A 22508-nucleotide genomic window follows, 5' to 3' on the forward strand; every position below is an offset into this window, starting at 1 on the left:
GTTTGAACAGAGTGGCTGTCGTTTTTAATTGGATCGACCTTCGGAGAGTGCGATGAAGCGCTTCAACCTTTCGGCCTGGGCCGTCAGCCATCCGACGCTGGTTCTCTTCCTGATGCTCGTGCTCGGCGTCGCCGGCTTCTTCTCCTATGAGAAGCTCGGCCGTGCCGAGGATCCGTTCTTCACGGTGAAGGTGGTCAACGTCTCCGTGATCTGGCCGGGCGCGACCGCGCAGGAGATGCAGACCCAGGTCGCCGATCCCATCGAGAAGAAGATCCAGGAGCTGCCTTACTTCGAGAAGGTGCAGACCTACTCCAAGCCAGCCTTCACCGCGCTCCAGGTCACCTTCCGCGACAACACGCCGCCGAAGGACGTGCCCTACCTCTTCTATCTCTTGCGCAAGAAGCTGGTCGACGTCCAGGGCCAGCTGCCCTCCGGCATTCTCGGACCCGTCGTCAACGACGAGTTCTCCGACGTCGATTCCATCCTCTACATGATGACCGGCGACGGCGCCGACTACGCCCAGCTCAAGAAGGTCTCTGAAGGGTTCCGCCAGCGCCTGCTCAAGGTACCCGGCGTCACCAAGGTCGACGTCTACGGCAATCAGGATGAGCGCATCTTTGTCGAGTTCAGCCACGCCAAGCTCGCCACCCTCGGCATCACGCCGCAGGCGCTGTTCGATTCGCTCGCCAAGCAGAACAACGTGACCCCGGCCGGCACGGTGGAGACCTCCTCGCAGCGCGTGCCGCTGCGCGTCACCGGTGCGCTCGACGGCGCCAAGGCCGTGGCCGAGACCCCGGTCGAGAGTAACGGCCGCGTCTTCCGCCTCGGGGATATCGCCACCGTTACCCACGGCTATGTCGATCCGCCGAGCTTCGTCGTCCGCCAGGAAGGCAAGGCCGCCATCGGCATCGGTGTCGTCACCGCCAAGGGTGCCAACATTCTCGAACTCGGCAAGGAGGTCGAAAAGGCGACCGCCGAGTTCATGAAGGCCGTGCCGCAGGGCATCGACGTCAAGCTGATCGCCGACCAGCCCAAGGTGGTCGAGCACGCCGTCGGCGAGTTCGTGCACTCCTTCTTGGAAGCGCTCGTCATCGTGCTGTTCGTCTCGTTCCTGGCGCTGGGCTGGCGCACCGGCATCGTGGTCGCGCTGTCGGTGCCGCTGGTGCTCGGTATCGTCTTCATCGTCATGAACACGATGTCGCTCGACCTGCACCGCATCACGCTCGGCGCGCTGATCATCGCGCTCGGCCTGCTCGTCGACGATGCCATCATCGCGGTCGAGATGATGGTGGTGAAGATGGAGCAGGGCTGGGATCGCATGCGCGCGGCATCCTTTGCCTGGGAATCAACTGCGTTTCCGATGCTCACGGGAACGCTGGTCACGGCCGCTGGCTTCCTCCCGATCGGCTTTGCCAATTCGGCGGTCGGCGAATATGCCGGCAGCATCTTCTGGATCGTGGCGATCGCGCTGGTCGCCTCCTGGTTCGTTGCGGTGATCTTCACGCCCTATATCGGCGTCAAGCTGCTGCCCGAGATGAAGGCGCACCACAACCACGATCCGCACGCGGTCTACGAGACCCGCATGTACCGCGGCCTGCGCGCCATCGTGCAATGGTGCGTCAACCACCGCATCACCGTGGTGGCCGCGACCGTCGGCGTGTTCGTCGCCTCGATCGTCGGCTTCGGCCACGTCCAGCAGCAGTTCTTCCCGCTGTCGGAGCGGCCCGAGCTGTTCCTGCAGCTGCGCCTGCCCGAAGGCACCGCCTTCAACGTGACCGAGAAGGCCGTTAAAAAGGCCGAGACGCTGCTCAAGGACGACACGGACATCGAGACCTATACGTCCTACGTCGGCCAGGGCTCGCCGCGCTTCTGGCTCGGCCTCAACCCGCAGCTGCCGAACGAGGCCTTCGCCGAGATCGTCATCGTAGCCAAGGGCGTGGAGGCGCGCGAGCGCATCAAGGCCAAGATCGAGAACGCGGCTGCCGAGGGCTTCCTCACCGAGGCGCGCGTGCGCGTCGACCGCTTCAACTTCGGCCCGCCGGTCGGCTTCCCGGTGCAGTTCCGCGTGATCGGCCCCGACCCCAACAAGGTGCGCGAGATCGCCTATCAGGTCCGCGACGTCATGCGCCAGAACAAGAGCGTCAAGGACGTCCAGCTCGACTGGAACGAGCAGTCGCCCTACCTGAAGCTCGTCGTCGACCAGGATCGCGCCCGCGCCATGGGCCTGACCCCGCAGGACGTCTCGCAGGCGCTCGCGATGCTGATCTCGGGCTCGCAGGTCACCACCGTGCGCGACGGCATCGAGAAGGTCGGCGTAGTCGCCCGTGCGATCCCGTCCGAGCGCCTCGACCTCGGTGGCGTCGGCGACCTCACCATCACATCGCGCAACGGCGTCGCCGTGCCGCTGCAGCAGATCGCCAAGATCGAATATGCCCACGAGGAGCCGATCATGTGGCGGCGTAACCGCGACATGGCGATCACCGTGCGCTCCGACGTCGTCGACGGCGTGCAGGCGCCCGACGTGACCAACCAGATCACGCCGAAGCTGAAGGCGATCAAGGATCATCTCGAGCCGGCCTACCGCATCGAGGCGGGCGGCGCGTTCGAGGAATCCGCCAAGGGCAATGCCTCGATCTTCATCCTCTTCCCGGTGATGGTCATGGTGATGCTGACGCTGCTGATGATCCAGCTGCAGAGCTTCTCGCGCCTGATCCTGGTGTTTCTGACCGCGCCGCTCGGCATCGTCGGCGCCTCCCTCGGCCTCAACGTCGCCAACGCCCCGTTCGGCTTCGTGGCGCTGCTCGGCCTGATCGCGCTCGCCGGTATGATCATGCGCAACACGGTCATCCTGGTCGACCAGATCGAGACCGACGTCAGCCACGGCCTGACCCGGCGCGAGGCGATCGTGGAAGCCACCGTCCGCCGGGCCCGCCCCGTGGTGCTGACGGCGCTCGCCGCCATCCTGGCCATGATCCCGCTGTCGCGCTCGGCCTTCTGGGGCCCGATGGCGATCACCATCATGGGCGGCCTCTTTGTCGCGACGTTCCTGACGCTCCTGTACCTGCCGGGCCTCTATGCCCTGTGGTTCCGCAAGAGCCTGGACGAGGCGGGGAACCCCGAGCGGCCTGCCGCGCCGCAGCATGGGAGCGATGACCAGCATGCAATTCCGCTTGCCGAAGCGGCTGAATAGATGAGAAGAGTGCTGATCGACGAGTCCTGACAGATGACACTGGTTGCGGAGCATATCGAAGGCGACACCCGGGATCGTATCCTCGAGGTGGCCGAGCGGCTGTTCCGCCAGATCGGCTACCAGAAGACGACGGTCGGCGACATCGCCAAGGAGCTCAGGATGAGCCCCGCCAACGTCTATCGCTTCTTCGAATCGAAGAAGGCGATTCACCAGGCGGTGGCGAGAGGCCTGATGGGCGAGGTCGAGCTGGAGGCGCAGCGGATAGTGGCCCGGCCCGGCCCGGTGCTCGCGCGCTTCCGTGAGTTGCTCACCACCATCCACCGCATGAACACCGAGCGCTATGTCGGCGACAACAAGCTGCATGAGATGGTCGCGATCGCGATGGAGGAGGACTGGGACGTCTGCGCCGCCCATATGGAATGCATCGCCGGCGTCATCGGCCAGATGATCGCGCAAGGTGTCGCCTCCGGCGAGTTCGAGGCGCCGGACCTGCAACTGGCCGCGCAGTGCGCCTGTACCGCGATGATCCGCTTCTTCCACCCCCAGATGATCGCCCAGTGCGCCACCAAGCCGGGCCCGACCATCGACCAGATGATCGATTTCGTCATCGCGGGTCTGTCGCCGCGCCACTGACGGGCGGGGCTGTTTCCTCTATAAACGGGCCGACCACCCCGGGACTGGCCGGCTGATGGCGACCCATGACGGATCAACATACTCCGTCATTGCGAGGCAGCGAAGCAATCCAGACTCCCTGCTCCTCAGGGTGAGGAGCAGCACTTCTGGATTTGCTTCGCTGCGCTCGCAATGACGAAAAGGAAGCAAGCCCGTGACCGACAAAGACCTTTACTTCTACGAGCCCTCCAAGGGCCACGGCCTCAAGCACGATCCCTTCAACGCCATCATTGCGCCGCGGCCGATCGGCTGGATCTCCTCGCGTGACACCAGGGGCCACGTCAACCTCGCGCCCTACAGCTTCTTCAACGCGTTCTGCTACGTGCCGCCGATCATCGGCTTCTCCTCCACCAACTGGAAGGACACGGTCGCCAACATGGAGCAGACCCGGGAGTTCGTCTGGAATCTGACCACGATGGATCTCGCCAAGCACATGAACGCGACGGCCGCGCATGTCGCTCCCGAGGTGGATGAGTTCAAGATCGCGGGCCTCACCGCGGTCCCCGGCAAGCTCGTCAACGTGCCGCGCGTCGGCGAGAGCCCCGTCGCCTTCGAATGCAAGGTCTCCGACATCGTTCGCCTCAAGGGCGCCGACGGCAAGGAGGCCGATGCCTGGCTGACGCTGGGCGAGGTCGTCGCCGTCCATATCGACAAGGCCATGATCAAGGACGGCGTCTACCAGACCGCCGCCGCCCGCCCCATCGTGCGCGCCGGCCGCCGCGGTGATTATTTCGAGATCAAGCCGGAAAACATGTTCGAGATGATCCGGCCGGATTAGCGGGGCCGCCTCTCTCCACGTCATTTCCTCTCCCGGAACTGCCACCACGCCCCGGCCGTTATGGCTTGGGCGGCTGCCCGGCCGCGGCCAATTCGCTTCGTTTTGCCCGCGAAGTGTTCACGCACCCCCGCCAGTTTCCGTTAAAATGCCCTGTCACCGCGCCGATGCATGAGGTCCGCCATGAGCTTCCGCCGCGACAACATCACAAAGCCGATATTCTCCTGGGCACGCGGCGTGCTGCCGGCGATGTCCGACACCGAGCGCGAGGCGCTGGAGGCGGGCGACGTCTGGTGGGATGCCGATCTCTTCACCGGCGATCCCGACTGGTCGAAATTGCTGAAAATCGCGCCGGCCAGATTGACCGAGGAGGAGCAGGCCTTCCTGAGCGGCCCCGTCGACGCGCTCTGCGCCATGCTCGACGAGTGGAAAATCTTCTGGGAATGGCGCGACCTGCCGCAGGACGTCTGGCATTTCGTCAAGCGCGAAAAGTTCTTCGGCATGATCATTCCGAAGGAGTTCGGCGGCCTCGGTTTCTCGCCCTACGCGCATTCGGAAGTGGTGCGCAAGATCTCGACCCGCTCAATCGCCGCCGCCGTCACGGTGATGGTGCCGAACTCGCTCGGCCCCGGCGAGCTCCTGATGCGCTTTGGTACGAAAGAGCAGCAGGAGCGCTGGCTGCCCCGGCTCGCCGATGGCCGCGACATTCCCTGCTTCGGCCTCACCAGCCCCGAGGCCGGCTCGGATGCCGCCTCGATGGTCGACACCGGCATCGTCTGCAAAGGCATTTTCGAGGGCCGCGAGGTCACAGGTCTCAGGCTCAACTGGCACAAGCGCTACATCACGCTCGGCCCGGTCGCGACGCTGCTCGGCCTCGCCTTCAAGGCCTACGATCCCGATCATCTGGTCGGCGAGCACGAAGAACTCGGGATCACCGTAGCGCTGATCCCGACGAACTTGCCCGGTGTCGAGATCGGCCGGCGCCATCTGCCCTCGATGCAGGTGTTCCAGAACGGCCCGAACCGGGGCCGCGACGTCTTCATCCCGCTCGACTACGTCATCGGCGGCAAGGAGCGTCTCGGACAGGGCTGGAAGATGCTGATGACCGCGCTTGCCGCCGGCCGCGGCATTTCGCTGCCGTCGCTCTCGGCGGCCGGCGCCGCCTATGCCGCGCGCACCACGGGTGCTTACGCCCGCATCCGCGAGCAGTTCGGTGTCTCGATCTCCAAGTTCGAGGGCGTCGAGGAGCCGCTCGCCCGCATCGTCGCCACCGCCTACCAGCTCGATGCCGCGCGTCGGCTGACCTGCGCGGCCCTGAACGCCGGCATTCATCCCGCCGTCATTTCCGGCATCATGAAGCTGCACGCAACGGAGCGGATGCGCACCGCGGTCGACGACGCCATGGACATTCACGGCGGCAAGGCCGTGATCGACGGTCCGCAGAACTATCTCGGCAATCTGCATCGCGCCGTGCCCGTCGGCATCACGGTCGAGGGCGCCAACATCCTGACCCGCAATCTCATCGTGTTCGGGCAGGGCGCCATCCGCGCCCATCCCTATCTGCTCGATGAGATGAATGCGCTGGCGGACACTGATCGCGAGCGAGGGCTCACCGCGTTCGATACCGCGTTCTGGAAACACCTCGGCCACAGTTTTCAGACGCTGTTCCGGGCCTTTGGCCGGAGCTGGACCTTTGGCGCCTTCGCGATGGCGCCCGATGCCGGCGATGCCACGCCATTCTACCGCCAGCTCTCGCGCTATTCGGCGGCTTTCGCTCTCTGCGCCGACATGGCGCTGCTGACGCTCGGCGGCGCGCTCAAGCGCAAGGAGATGCTGTCGGCACGCTTCGGCGACATTCTCTCCGAACTGTATCTGCTTTCAGCCGTCCTGAAGCGCTGGCAGGACGAGGGCCGGCAGAAGGAGGACTTTGCTGCGCTGGAATGGTGCATGGCGACCGGCTTCAAGACCATCGAGAGCCGGCTTGCCGAAATCCTCGCCAACCTGCCCAACCGCTTCGCCGCCGGCTTCCTCAAGCTCGTCGTGCAGCCCTTCGGCGCGCGCGTGCTCGGCCCGTCCGACCGCGTCGTGCACCGATGCGCCAGCCTCGTGCTCGAGCCGTCGGAGGCGCGCGAACGCCTCACGCCGGATCTCGCTTATGTCGACGACGACGGCGGTTTCGCCCGGCTGGAGCGTGCGTTCAAGCTGGTCGCGGACGCCGACGCCATCGCCAGGCGCATGCGTGCCGCGCACATCCGCGACTGGAAGGACGCGGTGACGAAGGGCGTGATCACGCAGGCCGAGGGCGAGCAACTCGCCGCCGCCCACCACGCCGTCACGAAAGTGATCGAAGTCGACGATTTTGCGCCGGAGGCGCTGTCGCCGATTTACAGGAAAGCCGCCGACGTGCATCAGTTCTTCCAGGAACTCGGTGAGCAGAGGGCGGCAAGCTGATGGCACGACCGGTTTTCATCGTCGACGGCAGCCGGACGCCTTTTCTGAAGGCACGTTCGGGGCCGGGTCCATTCACGCCGGTCGATCTTGCCGTGCAATGCGGCCGGCCGCTGCTGGCGCGGCAGCCGTTTTCTCCCGTTGATTTCGACCAGGTCATCCTCGGCTGCGTCAACGTGATCGCGGACGAGACGAACCCGGCCCGCGTCGCCGCGCTCCGGCTCGGCATGGGTGAGGACATGGTCGCCTTCACCGTGCAGATCAATTGCGGCTCCGGCATGCAGTCGATCGACACCGCCTATCGCTACATCCGCGAAGGCCATGCCGACATGATCCTGGCCGGCGGCACCGAGGCGCTGAGCCACGCGCCGCTTGTCTGGCCGAATTCCGGTGTGCGCTGGTTTGCGGGTCTCGCCACCGCCAAGGGCGTGGCGGCGAAGCTCGCCGCCGCGTTCAAGCTGCGGCCGCGTGATCTCAAGCCGATCATCGGCCTCGAGCGCGGGCTGACCGATCCCGTCACCGACCTGAACATGGGGCAGACCGCCGAGGTCGTCGGCCATCTCTTCGGCATCACCCGCGCACAGTCCGACGCCTATGCGGCCGAAAGCCATCGCCGGCTTGCGCATGCGCAGGCCGAGGGCTTTCTGAAAGGCGAGGTCGAGACCGCGTTCTCCCGCGACGGCAAATTCTTCGACCATGACGACGGCGTGCGGCCGGACTCGACGGCCGAGTCTCTCGCGAAACTGAGGCCGGTGTTCGAGCGGCCCTGGGGCCAGGTCACCGCCGGCAATTCCTCGCAGATCACCGACGGCGCGTCCTGGGTGATCCTTGCTTCTGATGCGGCCGTAGCCAAGCACAAGCTGGAGCCGAAGGCAGTGATCGTCGACAGCCACTGGGCCGCACTGGATCCCAGCATCATGGGACTCGGGCCCGTGATGTCCGCGACGCCGCTGCTGAAGCGCAATGACCTCACCATCAAGGACGTCGAGACCTGGGAGCTGAATGAGGCCTTTGCGACCCAGGTGCTCGGCTGCCTCGCCGCATGGAACGACGAAAAATTCTGCCGCGAGATCCTGGAGCTGGACGGTGCCGCTGGCGAGCTCGATCGCGAGCGGCTCAACGTCGATGGCGGCGCGATCTCGCTCGGCCATCCGGTCGGCACCTCCGGCAACCGCATCGTGCTGCATCTCGTCAACGCCATGCAGCGGCTCGGCACGCGGCGCGGCGTTGCCACCGAATGCATCGGCGGCGGGCTCGGCGGCGCCATGCTGATCGAGGCGGTGTGACCATGGATTCCAAGATCATGACCGCGCTCGGCGATCGCGTCCTGACGCTCGGGCCTCAGCCTGCGCCCGATGGTCCATACAAGCACTTCAAGCTGTCGCGCGATGCCGATGGCGTTGCCTGGCTGCTATTCGACCGTGACGGCGCGAGCGCCAACACGCTCTCTTCGGACGTGATGGAGGAATTCGACGCCGCCCTCGCGGCGATCGAGACCGAGCGTCCGGCCGGTCTCGTGATCCGCTCGGCCAAACCGTCCGGCTTCATTGCCGGCGCCGACGTCAACGAATTCCGTGGCGCCTCCGACCCTGAAGCGGTGGAGACGCGCATCCGCGCCGCCCATGCGGTGGTCGATCATCTGGAAGCGCTGAAGCTGCCGACGGTCGCGGTCATCCACGGCTTCTGTCTCGGCGGCGGCCTCGAGGTCGCGCTCGCCTGCCAGGCTCGCATCGCCATCGACGGCGCGCGCTTCGGCTTCCCGGAGGTGATGCTCGGCCTGCATCCCGGCCTCGGCGGCGCCGCGCGCTTCACCGCGCTGGTCAATCCGACCCAGTCCATGGCGCTGATGCTGACCGGCCGCACCATCGACGCGCGCCGTGCCAAATCGCTCGGCCTCGTCGACATCGTGACGCAGGAGCGCCACATCCGTGGTGCCGTGAAGGATGTGCTGTTCGGTCGCCTCAAGCGTGCCAAGCCTGGCCTGCTGGCGCGGGCGGCCAATCTCGGACCGGTGCGCGGGCTGCTGGCCAAGCGCATGCGCTCGGAGGCGGCGAAAGCTGCCCCCCGCGAGCAATATCCCGCGCCTTACGCGCTGATCGATCTCTGGGAGACACATGGCGGCAGCAAGGCCGCGATGCTGAAGGCCGAGCAGGCCTCGTTCGCCAGGCTGATGGTGACGCCGACCGCGCAGAACCTCATCCGCGTGTTCTTCCTGCGCGAGCAGATGAAGAAGGCCGCCGGAAGCGCCAATTCGGTGAAGCATGTCCACGTCATCGGCGCCGGCGCCATGGGTGGTGACATCGCGGGGTGGTGTGCGGGGCAGGGACTGCGCGTCTCGCTCGCCGACATGAAGGCGGAGCCGATCGCGGCTGCGGTCAAGCGCGCGGCCGATCTCTACGGCAAGATCATCCGCAAGCCCACCGAGGTGCGCGACGCGCTCGATCGCCTGATCCCCGACATGGACGGCGAGGGCGTCCGCAACGCCGATCTCATCATCGAGGCGGTCCCGGAAAAGCTCGAGCTGAAGCAGAAGGTCTATGCCGCCCTCGAGCCGCGGATCAAGTCGGGCGCGATCCTCGCGACCAACACATCGAGCATCCCGCTTCAGGATCTGCGCACCACGCTGGCGCGGCCGGAGCGGCTGGTCGGCCTGCATTTCTTCAATCCGGTCTCGCGGCTGCAACTGGTCGAGGTCGTCAGCCACGACGGCAACGAGCCAGAGGTGTTGAAGAGAGCGCTCGCCTTCGTCGGCGCGATCGACCGCCTGCCGCTCGGCGTGAAGAGCTCGCCCGGCTTCCTCGTCAACCGCGCGCTGACGCCCTACATGCTCGAAGCCATGGTGATGCTGGACGAGAAGGCCGACCAGCGGCTGATCGATGCTGCGGCCGAGCAGTTCGGCATGCCGATGGGGCCGATCGAGCTGGCTGACCAGGTCGGCCTCGACATCTGCCTCGACGTCGGCGACATGCTGCGGTCCAAGTTCGGCGACCTGCTGCCGCCGACGCCGGCCTGGCTGCGCGACAAGGTGGCCAGGGGCGAGCTCGGCCGCAAGACCGGCAAGGGCTTCTACACCTGGAAGGACGGCAAGGCCGAGAAGGCGCCGTTGCCGGACACCGGCCGGCGCGTCACCGACCAGATGATCGACCGCCTGGTGCTGCCGATGTCCAATGTCTGCGTCGCGGCCCTTCGCGAGGGCATCGTCGACGATGCCGACGCGGTCGACGGCGCCATGATCTTCGGCACCGGTTATGCACCGTTCCGCGGCGGTCCGCTGAACTATGCGCGCACGCGCGGCGTGGAAAACATTGTATCTACCCTGCGTGCGCTGGCGGAGCGGTTCGGCGGGCGCTTCGCGCCCGACCCGGGCTGGGACGATTTCAAGTGAGCAATCTCGAGTGAGAGCGGCATGAACGAGCAAGCCAATACCGGGCCGAGCGGGGATCTCTGCATCCGCACGCTGGCGATGCCGGCCGATACCAACGCGAACGGCGACATCTTCGGCGGCTGGCTGCTCAGCCAGATGGACGTCGGCGGCGGCGTGTTTGCATCGAAGGTCGCGAAGTCGCGCACGGTCACGGTTGCGATCGAGGCGATGAATTTTCGAAAAGCCGTCTATGTCGGCGATCTCGTCTCGGTCTACGCCAACCTCGTGCGTGTGGGGCGCACGTCCATCACCGTGCATCTGGAAGCGTGGGCTTTGCGCCGCGGCGAGCAGCATCCGTTCCTCGTCACCGACGGCAACTTCACCTATGTCTCGATCGACGAGCACGGCCGCCCGCAGGCGGTTCGTTCGGGCGGCACTGGCATCGCGACGTGATCGCGCGCGGCGCTCGGTCTCGTCTCACGAAAACCTGCAGCATACCAAACGCGGCGCGCGTGAGTCGTCGCGTCGCGGCTTCGCCAAGAACCAGTCATAAAACGGATGAGGTCCCGGCGTACTCGATTGGGTGTCGATTCGGGGTGGAAACGGCCTCAAATGCCTGAGGAACCTTTGGGCAGGAGCACCGTTATTTGCCCGCACTGAGGAATCCACGGACCATGCCGGACAGCTACATCATCGAAGTCGATTCGCAGACCGCAGGTATCGTCGTTCGTTCCCAAGGAGGCTACTGCTTCTTCGCCTCATCGCACCGCTTCAACCGTCTCGAAGGCCAGCTCTTCCGCAACGCCCGCGAAGCCGAGCGCGCTGCGCGCAGGCTGCTGAACCGTGATGTGAAGGAGGCGGCGTAAGCGCCCGCCGCTGGTGATTTCGACCCGCGAAACGTGGTCGGAAATTTTTGCCGCCCTCCCTTCTCCCCCGTGGGAGAAGGTGGCGCGAAGCGCCGGATGAGGGGTTGTCCTTGAAAACGCCGAACTGAGGGGTTCGCTCCGCGGAGAGAAACCCCCTCACCCGTCTCGCCGCTTTGCGGCGAGCCACCCTCTCCCGCGAGGTGTGAGGTCGGAAGCACCATCACAACTTCGTCGCCGCGCGCGACAAGAGCTTCCACTCGTCGCCCTGCTTCTGCCAGTTCATCAGGATGTGAAGGTTGGTCGATACTTTTTTCCCATCGGCTGCCATCTCCTGTTCTCCCAGCCAGTGGAACCGCACGATGGCGGCGGGGCCGACGACCTTGATGGTCGGGTCCTTGTACTCGATCGACAGGAATTTCGATTTGCCGTCGGTGGCATTGGCGATGAAGGTCGCCTTATCCTCGACCTTGCCGCTGGAATGGCTGTAGCTCAGATCGTCCCAGCACAGCGCGCCGAGCGCCTTCGGGTCGGCCGCGATCTGGGCGAGGCGGAAGGCCTCGACCTTCTTCGCCACGGCGTCCTCGTCCGCTGACGCGGCCAGCGCCGAACTGGTGAGAGCTAGCGTGGAAACCGCAAGAGCCGGGACAGCAAGAGTCGAGAGAGCCAGATCGCGTCGGTTGATCGTCATCGTTTCCTCCTTTTTGGTCTTGGCCGGAGTGTTGCAGCCGCGCGCGACTTTGTCGAGTGCCGCATTGTCGTCATGTGGATGCGTCATTGCGCGATCGAAGCCGTATTGATACGTCTCGCGCGTCGCTGCGTCGCGCATGTGGGAAAGTACGGAAATGATCGAGGCCAGCTACGATGCGATGGGCAGGGCGTTGTTGTTCGACATTGACGGCACGCTCGCCGACACCGATCCGTTGCACCTGAAGGCTTTCAACCAGGTGCTCGGACCGCACGGCCATGTCTTCGATCACGCACGCTTCTCCAGGGAGCTGCAAGGCTTCGCCAATGTCGCGATCGGCGAGCGCTTTCTTTCCCACGAGGCGCCGGAGCGGCGCGCCGCGATCCTCGACGAGAAGGAGAAGGTCTTCCGCGCGCTCGTGGCCGGGCAGATCGCGCCGCTGCCGGGCCTGATGGCCCTGCTCGACCGGGCCGACAGCGCCGGCATTCCCATGGTCGCCGTGACCAACGCGCCGCGTCTCAACGCCGAGCTGCTGCTTTCCGGTCTCGGCATCACGCATCGCTTCAAGGCGCTCGTGATCGGCGCCGAGCTGCCGCACGGCAAGCCGCATCCGCTGCCCTATCAGGAAGGGCTGCGTTTCGTCGGCGCGCGGCCGGAGACCTCGGTCGCGTTCGAGGACTCCCGCACCGGCGTGCAATCCGCCACCGCGGCCGGAATTCCGACCGTCGGGATCCGGACCAGCCTCAGCCATGCTGACCTGGTTGCATCCGGCGCGGTCACCTCCGCCAGCGCCTTCGACGATCCGGCGCTGCTCGCGCGCCTTGCTGGCAGCATGGCGTGGTGACGGCCCTTCATCCGTTAACCGTGATCGGCGCGCGCATTGACCGAAGGCGCGAACCGCCGCACCATGCATCATTCTGATTTGAGGCCTCTGCCGTGACCGGATTGACCCATCGCCAAGCCGAAATCCTCAACATCGCTCGCGCCTCCGGCCGCGTCATGGTCGAGGAGCTTGCACGCCGGTTCGAGGTCTCGGCCCAGACCATCCGCAAGGATCTCAACGATCTCTGCGAGCGGAGATCGCTGACCCGCATCCACGGCGGCGCCATCATCGCCTCCGGCGTGGAGAACCTCGCCTATGAGGCGCGCCGCTTCGTCGCCGCCGACGAGAAGAAGGCGATCGGGGCTGCAGCCGCCTCGCTGATCCCGAACGGCTGCTCGCTCTTCATCAACATCGGCACCACGACCGAGGAGGTCGCGAGCGCGCTGACCTCGCATGAGGATCTGCTCGTCATCACCAACAACCTCAATGTCGCGATGCTGCTGTACCGCCATCCCCGCATCGAGGTGGTGGTCGCGGGCGGCACGGTGCGGCGCGCCGATGGCGCCGTGGTCGGCTCGACTGCGACGCAGCTGATCGGCCAATTCAAGGTCGACTACGCCATCATCGGCGCCTCGGCGATCGACGAGGAGGGTGCGCTGCTCGACTTCGATTATCGCGAGGTGCAGGTGGCGCAGGCCATCATCGCCAATGCCCGCAGCGTCATGCTGGTCGCCGATTCCACGAAGCTCCGCCGCAGCGCGCCGGTGCGCATCGCCCATATCACCCAGATCCAGACCTTCGTCACCGACCAGGAGCTGCCCGAGCGCCTCGCCACCATCTGCCACAGCAAGGGCATCGAGGTGGTCGAGGCGATGCCGAAGGGCACTGACATCGATGATCCGCAGGCCGATGCCCAGGATGGCGCGCCTGAAGCCGCACCGGTGGTGCGGTTGAGATAGGCTAGACGTCGTCCCACGGATTGAGCAGTGGGACGCCGAACGCGGCAAAGTCCTTCACGTTGCGCGTGACGAGCGTGAGGCCGTGCGCGAGGGCGGTGGCTGCAAAGAAGCCGTCCATGACGGACAGCGCAACGCCGCTCCTGCGGCTCTGAGCCATCAGGTCGCCCCAGCGCTCCGCCACCGCGTGATCGATCGCCAGGACGCGTGCGGCAAAACGCGCCGGGAGATCGTGGGCAAGCCAGTCCGCCAGCGCGGTGCGCCGGCGTCCGTCCTCCAGCAACGCGATGCCGCCGCGAAGCTCGGCGATCGATGCAACGCTGATGAACGCACGGTCCTCGTCGATCGAATCCAGCCACGCCAAAACGTTCGGCGAAGGCGCGGGCCGCTGAACTTCCGACAGCACGTTGGTGTCGAGCAGCAGGTTCACGGCGTTTCGTCGCGTGGTGCGTCGTGCTCGCGTTCAAGGTCGAGGTCGGCGCCGCGCAGCGGTGATGCCAGCAGGAATTCGGCCAAAGTACCTTTTCGCGCAGTCTTGCGCGCCCATTCCTCGGCGGAAACGATCACGGCATCCGGCTTGCCGTGGCGGGTGATGACCTGCGGGCCGGCTTGGGCACGGTCGATCACCTCGGACAGTCGTGCCTTGGCCTTGGCAAGCGTCCAGATGTCCTCAGCCGGAAGCGCGTCGGGTGCAGTGTTTCGGTCGGTCATGCGGGCTGAAAACTAATATGACTATTATGACTATATGCTGCGCGTTTGATCATTCAAGAGCGCTGGGGCTTCTCGAATTGCCGTCGAACCTGCTTATTTCCGCGGCCTCTTGCCCACCAAAAAAGTTCCTCTTTTCACTTCCTTTCGCCTCTCTTTCATGTTGCTTTCGTTTTGTGGTGTGATCTAATCAAAAACGAAAGTAGCCGCTCGAAGGAACGGGCGGTCGCCGGGGGATGCGTCTGTTGGAGCGTATTTTCGATCTCGCCATCATCGGAGGCGGTGTTAACGGCTGCGGCATCGCGCGTGACGCGGTGGGCCGGGGCAACACGGTTTTCCTTTGTGAAATGAACGATCTGGCGTCCGGGACCTCCTCCTGGTCGACCAAGCTGGTGCATGGCGGCCTGCGCTATCTCGAATATTACGAGTTTCGCCTGGTCCGCGAGGCGCTGATCGAGCGCGAGATCCTCTGGGGCATCGCGCCCCACATCATCCGCCCCCTGCGTTTCGTCCTGCCGCATCACGCCGGCCTGCGTCCGGCCTGGCTGCTGCGGCTCGGCCTCTTCCTTTATGATCATATTGGCGGCCGCCATCTGCTGCCCGCCACGCGCTCGGTCGATCTCGAGCGCGACGAGGTCGGCAAGCCGCTGATCCCGAACCGCTATAGCCGCGCCTTCGAATATTCCGACTGCTTCGTCGACGATGCCCGCCTCGTCGTGCTCAACGCGCGCGATGCCGCCGACAAGGGCGCCGAGATCCGCACCCGCACCCGCGCCACCGAGATCCGCCAGGCCGACGGCGTCTGGACCGTCAGCATGCTCAACACGTTGACCGGCGAGCGCTCGCAGATCCGGGCGAAGGCGCTGGTCAATGCCGGCGGTCCCTGGGTCGAGGACGTGCTCGGCCGTGGCGCCGGCGTGAATGCGAAAGCCAAGGTCCGCCTGGTGCAGGGCTCGCACATCGTGGTCAAGAAGCTCTACGACCACGACCGCGCCTACATGTTCCAGAATGCCGACGGCCGCATCATCTTCGTGATCCCGTACCAGGACGATTTCACGCTGATCGGCACCACCGATCGCGACTATGACGGCGATCCCGCCAAGGTGAAGGCGACGGCTGAGGAGATCGAGTATCTCTGCAAGGCGGCCAGCGAGTATCTGGCCAGGCCCGTGACGCCCGGGGACGTGGTCTGGACCTATTCCGGCGTGCGGCCGCTCTATGATGACGGCGCCAGCGACGCCAAGGCCGCGACGCGCGACTACGTCTTCGAGCTCGACACGCCCGGCGGTTCCCCGCTGCTGTCGATCTATGGCGGCAAGATCACGACCTATCGCCGCCTCGCCGAGGAGGCGCTGGAGCGCCTTGCGCCTTATCTGCGCAGTGCGAAAGCGCGCGACGGCTGGACCGGAAAATGGCCGCTGCCCGGCGGTGACATGAACGTGTCGGATATCGACGGGCTGATCGTGGAGCTTCAGCGCGGCTATCCCTTCCTCGGCCATGAGCATGCGCGGCGTCTGGCCCGCGCCTATGGCACCCGCGCCATCAAGCTGCTCGGCGATGCCAAGTCGGCCGCCGATCTCGGCCAGGCTTTCGGTGCCACCCTGACCGAGCGCGAGGTCCGCTACCTCATGGCCAATGAATGGGCCGTCACCGCCGAGGACATCGTCTGGCGACGTTCCAAGCTGGGCCTGCGACTATCTGCCGACGAGATCGCGGCGCTTGACGACTGGATCAGGGCCCACGCCGTGTCGCAAAGTCCCCTGCTGGAAGCGGGAGGACGCTCATGAGCGTGACACTCGACCACGTGACCCGGACCGTCGACGGTATCGAGCACATCCGCGACGTCTCGCTGACGCTCGAGAGCGGCACGCTCAACGTGCTGCTCGGGCCGACGCTGTCGGGCAAGACCTCGATCATGCGGCTGCTCGCCGGCCTCGACAAGCCGACCACGGGCAGGGTGCTGGTTGGCGGCAAGGACGTCACCGGCGCCGACGTGCGCCAACGTTCCGTTGCCATGGTCTATCAGCAGTTCATCAACTACCCTTCGCTCACGGTGTACGAGAACATCGCCTCGCCCTTGCGCGTGCAGGGCAAGCCGCGCGAGGAGATCGAGGCACGCGTGGCCCAAGCGGCAAAGCTGCTGCGGCTCGAGCCGTTCCTGAAGCGCACCCCGCTCCAGCTCTCCGGCGGCCAGCAGCAGCGCACCGCGATTGCGCGCGCCCTGGTCAAGGACGCCGATCTCGTGCTGCTCGACGAGCCGCTCGCCAATCTCGACTACAAGCTCCGCGAGGAACTGCGCGCCGAGTTGCCGCGCATCTTCGAGGCCTCGGGCGCGATCTTCGTCTATGCCACCACCGAGCCCACCGAGGCGCTTTTGCTCGGCGGCAACACGGTGTGCATGTGGGAGGGCCGGGCGCTGCAGATGGGCGAGACCGCCAACGTCTACCGCCGGCCGCAGACCTTGCGCGTCGCGCAGGTCTTCTCCGATCCGCCGCTCAACCTCGTCGGCATCGAGAAGAAGAACGGCTCTGTGCAATATGCCGGCGGCACGGCGTCGCCGGCGTCGGGCCTCTATTCGTCGCTTGCCGACGGCGCCTATCGCGTCGGCTTCCGCGCCCATCAGCTCGCCCTTGCCAATGGCGAGACCAACCGCCATGCCTTCCATGCCACTGTCACGGTGACCGAAATCACCGGTTCGGAGAGTTTTGTGCATCTGACCCGCGATGGATCGAACTGGGTGGCGGTGCTGCACGGTGTGCACGAGTTCGAGCCGGGCCAGACTATCGACGCGGTGCTCGATCCCGACGATGTGTTTGTGTTCGACGCGGCCGATCGCCTCGTCGCGGCACCTGGTTGTTGAGGGAGATGCGCCATGGCCCGCATTGACCTCGTCGATCTCGCCCATTCCTACGGCGGCAATGATGCACCGCAGGAAAGCTTTGCGCTGAAGCCTGTCACCATGACCTGGCGGCAGGGCGGCGCCTATGCGCTGCTCGGCCCAAGCGGCTGCGGCAAGACCACGCTGCTCAACGTCATCTCCGGCATCATCACGCCCTCGCGCGGGAAAATCCTGTTCGACGGGGTGGACATCACACCGCTGTCAACGCAGAAGCGCAACATCGCCCAGGTGTTCCAGTTTCCGGTGATCTACGACACCATGACGGTGGGGCAGAACCTCGCGTTTCCGCTGAAGAACCGAGGCGTGGCGAAGGCCGACATCGACAGGCGCGTCGCCGAGATCGGTCGCCTGCTCGATCTCGAGCCCTATCTGAACCGCAAGGCCACCCGGCTCACGGCCGACGCCAAGCAGAAGATCTCGCTCGGCCGGGGCCTCGTGCGCAACGACGTTGCCGCCGTGCTGTTCGACGAGCCGCTGACGGTGATCGATCCCGAGCTGAAATGGCAGCTCCGGTCCAAGCTGAAGGCGCTGCATCGCGAGCTCGACCTCACGATGATCTACGTCACCCACGACCAGACCGAGGCGCTGACCTTCGCCGACACCGTGGTCGTCATGCATGACGGCCGCGTCGTGCAAAGCGGCACGCCGGCCGAGCTGTTCGACAAGCCGGCGCATACCTTCGTCGGTTATTTCATCGGCTCGCCCGGCATGAACATCCTGCCGGCGGAGGTCAGGGGACGCGAGGCGCTGATAGACGGCCACGTCATCGCGCTGAATCGCAGCTACGACAGCCTTCCGGCCGGTGCCAAAATCGAGATCGGCGTGCGCCCCGAATTCGTCGAGGTGGTCGCGCCTGCGCCCGGCCTGCTCACCGCCAGGATCGAGCGCATCGACGATCTCGGCCGCATCCGTTTCGCGCGGACGCGCCTCGGCGATGCCAAGCTCGCCGCGCGCGCACCTGGCGGCTTCACCAGCAAGGATGGCACGGCCGGGCTGAAATTCGATCCGTCGCACGTCCACGTCTATGCCGACAGCCTTCGGGTGGAGGGAGCCGCCTGATGGACAAGACCGTCAACCAAAAAGCCTGGTTCCTGGTGCTGCCGGTGTTCCTGGTCGTCGCCTTCTCCGCGGTGCTGCCGCTGATGACGGTGGTGAACTATTCGATGCAGGACACTTTCGGCAACAATCAGTTCTTCTGGAATGGCGTCGGCTGGTTCAAGGAACTGCTCGATCCCTCGACCGATCTCGGCGGCCGCTTCCTCGCCTCGCTCGGCCGCAATCTGTTCTTCTCGATGGTGATCCTCGCCATCGAGGTGCCGCTCGGCATCGTCGTCGCGCTGTCGATGCCGCGCGAGGGCTGGACGGTAGCGGCCTGCCTGATCATCCTCGCGCTGCCGCTGCTGATTCCGTGGAACGTGGTCGGCACCATCTGGCAGATCTTCGGCCGACCCGACATCGGCCTGCTCGGCTATGCCCTGAACGCCGTCGGCATCGACTACAACTACGTCTCCAACGAGGTCGATGCCTGGGTCACGGTCATCGTGATGGACGTCTGGCACTGGACCAGCCTCGTCGCGCTGCTCTGCTATGCCGGCCTGAAGTCGATCCCGGACGCCTATTATCAGGCGGCGCAGATCGACGGCGCCTCGCGCTGGGCGGTGTTCAAGGCGATCCAGCTGCCGAAGATGAACCGCGTGCTCTTGATCGCGGTGCTGCTGCGCTTCATGGACAGCTTCATGATCTACACCGAGCCGTTCGTGGTGACGGGCGGCGGACCCGGCAACTCCACCACCTTCGTGTCGATCGAGCTCGTCAAGATCGCGCTCGGCCAGTTCGATCTCGGCAAGGCTGCCGCGCTGTCGCTGGTCTATAACCTGATCATCCTGATCGTCTGCTGGATCTTCTACACCGTCATGACCAATGCCGGTGTCGAGCGGAAAGTTCAGGCTGAGAGCGAGCCGGCGGCGGAGCCGAAGCCTTCGGCCGCGCTCAAGCCGGTGCCGGCGCTCAAGCCAAAGGAAGGAGTGGCCTGATGCATTCGATCCCCGGCCGCCGCCTCATCATGGGGCTGTTCCTGGTCTTCCTGCTGCTGCCGATCTACTGGCTGGTCAACATGAGCTTCAAGACCAACAGCGAGATCGTCTCGACGATGACGCTGTGGCCGCACACCCCGACGCTGCAGCACTACAAGCGCATCTTCACCGACGAGAGCTGGTATTCGGGCTACATCAACTCGCTCGAATACGTCGTCCTCAACACCATCATCTCCATCTCGGTGGCGCTGCCGGCGGCCTACGCGTTCTCGCGCTACCGCTTCCTCGGCGACAAGCATCTGTTCTTCTGGCTGCTGTCGAACCGCATGGCGCCGGCGGCGGTTTACGCCCTGCCGTTCTTCAACCTCTATTCGGCGATCGGCCTGTTCGATACGCCATGGGCCGTCGCGCTCGCGCACTGCATCTTCAACGTTCCGCTCGCGGTGTGGATCCTCGAAGGCTTCGTCTCCGGCGTGCCGCGCGAGATCGACGAGACCGCCTTCCTCGACGGCTATTCCTTCCCGCGCTTCTTCATCAAGATCCTGGTGCCGCTGATCGCGAGCGGCATCGGCGTCGCCGCCTTCTTCTGCTTCATGTTCTCCTGGGTCGAGCTGCTGCTCGCGCGCACGCTGACCTCGGTGCAGGCCAAGCCCATCGCCGCGATCATGACGCGAACGGTGTCGGCGGCGGGCATGGACTGGGGCCTGCTCGCGGCTGCCGGCGTGCTCACCATCATCCCGGGCGCGCTGGTGATCTGGTTCGTCCGCAACTACATCGCGCGCGGCTTCGCGCTCGGCCGCGTGTAAGGGAGGCATCGATGGAATCCATCGCATGGATGGCCTGGACGCTGCCGACCGCGATCTTCTTCGCGGCGCTGGCCTGCACGCTGGCGGTCATGACGTGGCTCGCCGCGGTCTACCCCGAGGCCGAGCGCATCGGCGTGCTCAGTATTCCGACCACGCGCGGCGACCGCCTCTTCATCTCGCTGATCGCCGCGGCCGTCATCCATCTGCTCTGGATCGGCTTCGTCGGCACCGACGCGATCGCCACGGTGCCGATCGGCGAGGAAGGGTTTGAGATCTCGAGCCTGTGGCTCGCATCAGGAATTTCGCTGGTCACGGCCGCGCTTATTTTCCGCACGGTCTGAAGCTCGCGAAGGGACGGCCAGATCCGGGACCAACCCGGGCCTGTATAAAAGTTTGTCGCTGCAACGGAGGAAAACATGCGACAGTTTAGGAGAAGGAAAGGTCCATTGACCAAGAATAGTTTTCTGACCATGTCCAGCGTCGCCGCGATCGTTGCGGTGTCGCTCGCCGTCTCGGCGCCGGTCAGCGCGGCCGACGAGGCCGTGATCCAGAAGTGGATCGCGGAATTCCAGCCCTCGACGCTGTCGAAGGAAGACCAGAAGAAGGAGCTGGAGTGGTTCGCCAAGGCGGCCGAGCCCTTCAAGGGCATGGAGATCAACGTCGTCTCCGAGACCATCACCACCCACGAATACGAGTCGCAGACGCTGGCCAAGGCGTTCTCCGAGCTCACCGGCATCAAGCTCAAGCACGACCTCATCCAGGAAGGTGATGTCGTCGAGAAGCTGCAGACCCAGATGCAGTCCGGCAAGAACGTCTATGACGGCTGGATCAACGACAGCGACCTGATCGGAACGCACTTCCGCTACGGCCAGACCGTGATCCTGTCGGACTACATGACCGGCGAGGGCAAGGACGTCACCGACCCCATGCTCGACGTCAACGACTTCATCGGCAAGTCGTTCACCACGGCGCCGGACGGCAAGCTCTATCAGCTGCCCGACCAGCAGTTCGCGAACCTCTACTGGTTCCGCTACGACTGGTTCACCAACCCCGACTACAAGGCCAAGTTCAAGGCCAAGTACGGCTACGAGCTCGGCGTGCCCGTGAACTGGTCCGCCTATGAGGACATCGCCGAGTTCTTCACCAACGACATCAAGGAGATCAACGGCGTCAAGGTCTACGGCCATATGGACTATGGCAAGAAGGACCCCTCGCTCGGATGGCGCTTCACCGACGCCTGGCTGTCGATGGCCGGCAACGGTGACAAGGGCATTCCGAACGGTCTGCCGGTCGACGAGTGGGGCATCCGCATGGAAGGCTGCCGTCCGGTCGGCTCCTCGGTCGAGCGTGGTGGCGACACCAACGGTCCGGCCGCGGTGTACTCGATCACCAAGTATCTCGAGTGGCTGAAGAAGTATGCGCCGCCCCAGGCGCAGGGCATGACCTTCTCCGAGGCAGGCCCCGTGCCGGCGCAAGGCAACATCGCCCAGCAGATCTTCTGGTACACCGCCTTCACCGCCGACATGGTGAAGCCGGGTCTGCCGGTGGTGAATGCGGACGGTACACCGAAGTGGCGTATGGCTCCGTCGCCGCACGGCTCCTACTGGAAGGAAGGCATGAAGCTCGGCTACCAGGATGCCGGCTCCGCGACGCTGCTGAAGTCGACGCCGGCGGATCGCCGCAAGGCAGCCTGGCTCTATCTCCAGTTCATCGTCTCCAAGTCGGTGAGCCTGAAGAAGAGCCACGTCGGTCTCACCTTCATCCGTGAATCCGACATCTGGGACAAGTCGTTCACCGAACGTGCGCCGAAGCTCGGCGGCCTGATCGAGTTCTACCGCTCGCCCGCCCGCGTGCAGTGGACCCCGACCGGCAACAACGTGCCCGACTATCCGAAGCTCGCGCAGCTGTGGTGGCAGAACATCGGCGATGCGTCGTCCGGTGCGAAGACGCCGCAGCAGGCGATGGACGCGTTGGCCGCCGCTCAGGACTCCGTGATGGAGCGCCTGGAGAAGTCCGGCGTGCAGGGCGCCTGCGGTCCGAAGCTGCACAAGAAGGAGACGGCCGAGTACTGGTTCGCCAAGGCCCAGAAGGACGGCACCATCGCCCCGCAGCGCAAGCTCGCCAACGAGAAGCCGAAGGGCGAGACGGTGGACTACGACACGCTGATCAAGTCCTGGCCCGCCACGCCGCCCAAGCGCGCGGAAGCGAAGTAAGCGCCGCGTAGCGTCATCAAATGCGAAAGGCCGGGAGCGATCCCGGCCTTTTTGCTTGGCGCGTGTGGCG

At 65.2% G+C, this 22508-nt stretch carries 20 protein-coding genes; 17 read left to right on the forward strand and 3 right to left on the reverse strand.

The window, feature by feature from the left end:
• The first annotated feature begins 52 nt into the window (after positions 1–52).
• The 8 genes from ACNJYB_RS09460 (at position 53) to ACNJYB_RS09495 (ending at position 11315) form a co-directional block, all read left to right on the forward strand.
• Positions 53–3190 (forward strand): efflux RND transporter permease subunit, encoded by a 3138-nt coding sequence (locus ACNJYB_RS09460; protein ID WP_439373697.1) that lies wholly within the window; start codon positions 53–55, stop codon positions 3188–3190.
• A gap of 33 nt (positions 3191–3223) precedes the next feature.
• Positions 3224–3823, forward strand: a complete 600-nt coding sequence (locus tag ACNJYB_RS09465; RefSeq protein WP_439373698.1) for a TetR/AcrR family transcriptional regulator — start codon at positions 3224–3226, stop codon at positions 3821–3823.
• Between the two features lie 193 nt (positions 3824–4016).
• Positions 4017–4640: a flavin reductase family protein gene (locus ACNJYB_RS09470; protein WP_439373699.1), complete on the forward strand. Its 624-nt coding sequence runs from the start codon at positions 4017–4019 to the stop codon at positions 4638–4640.
• A gap of 180 nt (positions 4641–4820) precedes the next feature.
• Entirely contained in the window at positions 4821–7088 is a 2268-nt protein-coding gene (locus tag ACNJYB_RS09475) for an acyl-CoA dehydrogenase (RefSeq protein WP_439373700.1), read from the forward strand.
• Positions 7088–8371, forward strand: coding sequence for an acetyl-CoA C-acetyltransferase (locus ACNJYB_RS09480; protein WP_439373701.1), 1284 nt, complete (start codon positions 7088–7090; stop codon positions 8369–8371). Before ACNJYB_RS09475 ends, ACNJYB_RS09480 begins: the two co-directional genes overlap by 1 nt.
• A 2-nt stretch (positions 8372–8373) precedes the next feature.
• Complete coding sequence (locus tag ACNJYB_RS09485; protein ID WP_439373702.1) at positions 8374–10470, forward strand: 3-hydroxyacyl-CoA dehydrogenase NAD-binding domain-containing protein; 2097 nt, start codon at positions 8374–8376, stop codon at positions 10468–10470.
• A 21-nt stretch (positions 10471–10491) separates the two neighbouring features.
• Positions 10492–10902 (forward strand): acyl-CoA thioesterase, encoded by a 411-nt coding sequence (locus ACNJYB_RS09490; RefSeq protein ID WP_439373703.1) that lies wholly within the window; start codon positions 10492–10494, stop codon positions 10900–10902.
• A 221-nt stretch (positions 10903–11123) separates the two neighbouring features.
• On the forward strand, positions 11124–11315 hold the full coding sequence (locus ACNJYB_RS09495) for a hypothetical protein (protein ID WP_439373704.1): 192 nt from the start codon (positions 11124–11126) through the stop codon (positions 11313–11315).
• 220 nt (positions 11316–11535) lie between these two features.
• Here ACNJYB_RS09495 and ACNJYB_RS09500 read toward each other — a convergent pair whose 3' ends face one another.
• Positions 11536–12003 carry a nuclear transport factor 2 family protein gene (locus tag ACNJYB_RS09500; RefSeq protein ID WP_439375517.1) on the reverse strand — a complete coding sequence of 156 codons (468 nt, stop codon included), beginning with the start codon at positions 12001–12003 and terminating at the stop codon, positions 11536–11538.
• A 154-nt stretch (positions 12004–12157) separates the two neighbouring features.
• Here ACNJYB_RS09500 and ACNJYB_RS09505 point away from each other — a divergent pair, with 154 nt between their 5' ends.
• Complete coding sequence (locus ACNJYB_RS09505) at positions 12158–12844, forward strand: HAD family hydrolase (RefSeq protein ID WP_439373705.1); 687 nt, start codon at positions 12158–12160, stop codon at positions 12842–12844.
• 92 nt (positions 12845–12936) lie between these two features.
• Complete coding sequence (locus tag ACNJYB_RS09510) at positions 12937–13782, forward strand: DeoR/GlpR family DNA-binding transcription regulator (protein ID WP_439373706.1); 846 nt, start codon at positions 12937–12939, stop codon at positions 13780–13782.
• Position 13783: 1 nt separating this feature from the next.
• Here ACNJYB_RS09510 and ACNJYB_RS09515 read toward each other — a convergent pair whose 3' ends face one another.
• Complete coding sequence (locus tag ACNJYB_RS09515; protein WP_439373707.1) at positions 13784–14209, reverse strand: type II toxin-antitoxin system VapC family toxin; 426 nt, start codon at positions 14207–14209, stop codon at positions 13784–13786.
• Positions 14206–14490 carry a type II toxin-antitoxin system Phd/YefM family antitoxin gene (locus ACNJYB_RS09520; protein WP_439373708.1) on the reverse strand — a complete coding sequence of 95 codons (285 nt, stop codon included), beginning with the start codon at positions 14488–14490 and terminating at the stop codon, positions 14206–14208. The genes ACNJYB_RS09515 and ACNJYB_RS09520 overlap by 4 nt, the downstream gene beginning before the upstream one ends.
• Before the next feature lie 233 nt (positions 14491–14723).
• Here ACNJYB_RS09520 and glpD point away from each other — a divergent pair, with 233 nt between their 5' ends.
• The 7 genes from glpD to ACNJYB_RS09555 all read left to right on the forward strand — a co-directional run bounded on the left by glpD (position 14724) and on the right by ACNJYB_RS09555 (position 22438).
• Complete coding sequence (gene glpD / locus ACNJYB_RS09525; RefSeq protein WP_439373709.1) at positions 14724–16274, forward strand: glycerol-3-phosphate dehydrogenase; 1551 nt, start codon at positions 14724–14726, stop codon at positions 16272–16274.
• Complete coding sequence (locus ACNJYB_RS09530) at positions 16271–17347, forward strand: ABC transporter ATP-binding protein (protein ID WP_439373710.1); 1077 nt, start codon at positions 16271–16273, stop codon at positions 17345–17347. Before glpD ends, ACNJYB_RS09530 begins: the two co-directional genes overlap by 4 nt.
• A gap of 12 nt (positions 17348–17359) precedes the next feature.
• Entirely contained in the window at positions 17360–18445 is a 1086-nt protein-coding gene (locus tag ACNJYB_RS09535) for an ABC transporter ATP-binding protein (RefSeq protein WP_439373711.1), read from the forward strand.
• Entirely contained in the window at positions 18445–19419 is a 975-nt protein-coding gene (locus ACNJYB_RS09540) for a carbohydrate ABC transporter permease (protein WP_439373712.1), read from the forward strand. Before ACNJYB_RS09535 ends, ACNJYB_RS09540 begins: the two co-directional genes overlap by 1 nt.
• Positions 19419–20225, forward strand: a complete 807-nt coding sequence (locus tag ACNJYB_RS09545; RefSeq protein WP_211407701.1) for a carbohydrate ABC transporter permease — start codon at positions 19419–19421, stop codon at positions 20223–20225. Before ACNJYB_RS09540 ends, ACNJYB_RS09545 begins: the two co-directional genes overlap by 1 nt.
• An 11-nt stretch (positions 20226–20236) precedes the next feature.
• Positions 20237–20566: a DUF2160 domain-containing protein gene (locus tag ACNJYB_RS09550; protein WP_439373713.1), complete on the forward strand. Its 330-nt coding sequence runs from the start codon at positions 20237–20239 to the stop codon at positions 20564–20566.
• Between the two features lie 129 nt (positions 20567–20695).
• The gene (locus ACNJYB_RS09555) at positions 20696–22438 is read left to right on the forward strand and encodes an ABC transporter substrate-binding protein (protein ID WP_439375518.1); all 1743 of its coding nucleotides are present in this window, start codon (positions 20696–20698) and stop codon (positions 22436–22438) included.
• Positions 22439–22508 lie beyond the last annotated feature (70 nt).

It is taken from the genome of Bradyrhizobium sp. SMVTL-02, assembly GCF_051853005.1.
GTDB lineage: Bacteria > Pseudomonadota > Alphaproteobacteria > Rhizobiales > Xanthobacteraceae > Bradyrhizobium.